Origin of the sequence: Streptomyces sp. NPDC057654, from assembly GCF_042800135.1 — a bacterium.
Lineage (GTDB): Bacteria > Actinomycetota > Actinomycetes > Streptomycetales > Streptomycetaceae > Streptomyces.
The window spans coordinates 1-3,296 of sequence record NZ_JBHVHQ010000924.1 but is presented as its reverse complement, the minus strand read 5'-3'; the positions used below and the strand labels follow the sequence as shown (position 1 = coordinate 3,296).

The window sequence follows — 3,296 nt, the reverse complement described above, 5'->3', positions numbered from 1 at the left end:
GACGGCTACGTCGCGGCCGAAGCGGCGGGCCCGGCCGGCGACCACGCCCCGGCGACGGCCGTACCGCCGAAGGGCGGCGTCGACCTCGTACCACTGGAGGGCGAAAAGACGGGCAGCCCGACCCCGGGCGGCCCGAACGCGAGCGAGAAGCCTGCCCGCGGGCCGGGCGCTTCCAGCGGACCGGGCGGGGCGAGCGGTTCGAGCGGTCCGAGCGGATCGCCGGGCGCGAGCACGGGTACGGGCAGGGTCACCACTCCCCGGACACCGGCCCCGGGTACGGGTACGGGTACGGGTACGGGCCCAGGAACCCCACAAGGCTCCCCCCACACCCCCCCGTCCACTCCCACCCCACCCGACACCACCCCTCCCACAAGGCCGACCACCCCGCCCCCGACCCCGGCCCCGGCGGCGTTGACCGTGAGCAAACCGAAGCGCACCCCGGCCGACGACCGCTGGTGCGAAAAGGTGACGGTCACCTTCACCAACACCGGCGGCACCCCCATAACCAAGGGCATCGTCACCTTCGAAACCCACATCATCGGGGCCCTGGGCGTCGACTGGGCAACCATCAAACAGACCCGCCCGCTCCCCGCACCGATCGCGGCGGGGAAGCGCAAGGAACAGACCTGGCCGATCTGCATGGACGCGTGGCGAGTCCCGCTGGGGATGCACATCGAGACGCAGGACGTGACGGCTAAGTGGAAGTGAGGAGCGGGGGGCGGGGGGCCGAGGGCCGAGGGCCGGGGGCCTAACCGCGGCTGCTCAGGTGCACAGACTCATCACGTCCCACGGCTGTGTTCGCCCGGGTCCGCCTTGAAGTCATCCGGCCGGTCCCGACGAAGTTCCTCGTACCGCTGCGAGAAGACATCAATCGCCTGGTGAAGGGGGCACCCTGTAGTCTCGACGATCTCCATTATCGCCTGGACGTTCCGGCGATCCAGGATCTTGCGGTCGACGCTCTCGGGCAACTGTTCCATAGTCCGGCGAGCCTACCCGGGGCGTGTCCAGTCGATTGACTGCGTGGCATTCACGGTTGGGGAGGCGGAAAGCTCCACTGCGGTAAGCACTCCGGCCGTTGAAGCGCGTCCGCTACTCGCAAGTAGAGTGCAGTAACCGCCCGGCAAGAGCACCTTTCTGGACGCCGAATCGGGTGGTAACCGCACCCTGTTGCACGATCAACCAGGTTGATGGGACGTATGGGGACGCGTGCCGCTGGAGGGGAGTTCCCCCGCCATTGATCCTGCCCTGAGGGCAGAAACAACCCCCATCCCCCGCGAAGCTCCAGATGACATGACCGGACGGCCCGTGGTCACGGCCTCCCGGGCCACCGTGGAGGCGGCGCTCCGCGAGCTGGAGATGTGGGCTACGGCAGCGCGCGGGTGAGCCACACCAGTTCGCCGCTGTCTTCGGTCGAGACGTGGTCGCGCTCGAACCCGAGCTTTTCGAGGACGCGGAAAGACCGCGCGTTCCAGGGACGCACCGACGACCAGAGCCGCTTCCGCCCAGTCGCGATCGCCGCGTCGAGCACCGCTGACGCCGCCTCGGTGGCATAACCCTGTCCGTGCACGCGCCGGAACAACTCATAGGCGATCTCCGGCTCGTCAGCGGAAGCCCGACCGACCGTGAGCCCGCAATATCCGATGAAGTCGCCCGCATCCCGGCGTATGAGGGGCAGCAGAGTGATCCCTGTCCGCGCCCACGCAGCGCGCTGATTCTCGATCATTAGCCGGTTGTCCTCGATCGACGGCATACCGCCACCCCGTTCGGCAACGAGCGCGCGATGGGCCTCGATGTCGGGCTCGGTCCACTGACGCAACGTCATCCGAACGGTGTCGAGTCGGAGCGGCATCGGCGAATACGACATGACGGCACCCTACCGACGCAGTAGTTGCAGGTACGACAAGTGGGTCGGATGGCTCGGACTGCGGCCTGGATGGCGGCGGCTGCCGCCCGCCGCCGTAAAGCAGCCGTTGCCGGTTGCTCAGGTGCGGATTCACCTCGGGCCTACGGTCCAAGCCGTCAACGGTGGCAGGGACGGTGCCGATGCCGATTCGGCCGACCGTCGCCTGGTGTTGGGTCGCTGTCGCGGACCGCTGCTGGGTGGGTCGGCATTCGGCTCGGGCAGCTGCCGCTTTCATCTCGGGCCCTCCGGCCCCAGAGCGCCGGCAGTGGGAGGGGAGGGGGTGGGTTGAGGCCGGTTCGCTGCCTGCGGCCCGGCTTGCGGCGGGGGTTCAGACTGGCTGCTGCCGCGATGGCGTGGGGGGGGGTTCTTCGGGTGCGGGTGCGTTTCGGGCCTGCGGCCCACAGCGCGGGGGCTGGTGGGTGGGGCGGTATTCGGCTCGGCCGGGTGCGGTTTTCGTCTCGGACCCTCCGGGTCCAAAGCGCCGGCAGCGGAGGGGGAGGCGGGCTGATCTTGGTGCACTGCCTGCGGGCCGGTGGGTGGCCAGGGTTAAGACTGGCTCCGCTGCGCTGCGCCGCTGGCTGCTGCCGCGATGAGGTGACTGCCCGGCGGCTCGGGTGCGGGAGCGTCTCGGACCTGCGGCCCACAGCAGCCGAAGTGAGGGGCGCGCTGCGCCTGGGGGCTGCTGGCCGTCCGGGGGCGGTTTCCGCCCGTACGAAGAGGGCCCAAGGCTGGGGAAACTCCACTCTGACGGCGAGCACGCCCGGTATGCCCGATGTGCCAGGTCCACCGTTCAACAGAGTGCGGTTACCGCCCGATTCGGTGCCCGATAAGGAACTTTTGCCGGGCGGCAACCGCACCCTACCCACCAGTAGCCATCTGTGGAGCGCAGCAGAGCCTCCTGCGCTCCCCACTACCGCCCCACCCTCCACTACAGGCGCAGCAGCCCCAGCGACACAGCGAACCAAGCCCGTGGCCGGTGGATGCGGCAACACTGCGCTGCGGCTGGGGTCCGACCGCCCGGGGGCGGTTTCCGCCCACAGGAGAGGGGTTCGAGGCCGGGGAAACCCCGCTCTAGCGGAGAGTGCGCCCGGTATGCCTGGTGCGCCAGGTTCACCCTTCAACAGGGTGCGGTTACCGCCCGATTCCGCATCCCAAATAGCGCTTTTGTCAGGCGGCAACCGCACCCTACCTGCCAGTAATCCACCTGCGGAGCGCAGCAGAGCCTCCAGCCGCTACAAGCGCCGTGGGCCCGCAGGGTCCGAGACGCACCCGCAGCCGAAGAGCCCAGAACGGCCACTTCGCGGCAGCAGCCAGCGGCGCAGCGCAGCGGAGCCAGCCTGAACCCCAGCCACGAACGCCGCCGCAGGCAGCAAACCGACAGCAGCCCCGCCCC

The 3,296-nt window shown here is 69.5% G+C and carries 4 protein-coding genes; 1 reads left to right on the top strand and 3 read right to left on the bottom strand.

The genetic code is table 11. The features are described 5' to 3' along the window. Positions 1 to 5: 5 nt before the first annotated feature. The gene (locus ACFU99_RS38360) at positions 6 to 251 is read right to left on the bottom strand and encodes a hypothetical protein (protein ID WP_384401748.1); all 246 of its coding nucleotides are present in this window, start codon (positions 249 to 251) and stop codon (positions 6 to 8) included. 166 nt (positions 252 to 417) lie between these two features. Between ACFU99_RS38360 and ACFU99_RS38355 the strand changes: the two genes are divergently transcribed. Further along, positions 418 to 708: a hypothetical protein gene (locus tag ACFU99_RS38355; RefSeq protein ID WP_384401745.1), complete on the top strand. Its 291-nt coding sequence runs from the start codon at positions 418 to 420 to the stop codon at positions 706 to 708. A gap of 71 nt (positions 709 to 779) precedes the next feature. Here ACFU99_RS38355 and ACFU99_RS38350 read toward each other — a convergent pair whose 3' ends face one another. Further along, the gene (locus ACFU99_RS38350; RefSeq protein ID WP_384401743.1) at positions 780 to 977 is read right to left on the bottom strand and encodes a hypothetical protein; all 198 of its coding nucleotides are present in this window, start codon (positions 975 to 977) and stop codon (positions 780 to 782) included. Positions 978 to 1,363: 386 nt separating this feature from the next. After that, a complete protein-coding gene (locus tag ACFU99_RS38345; RefSeq protein ID WP_384401740.1) occupies positions 1,364 to 1,864 on the bottom strand; it encodes a GNAT family N-acetyltransferase in 501 nt (166 codons plus the stop codon). Positions 1,865 to 3,296 lie beyond the last annotated feature (1,432 nt).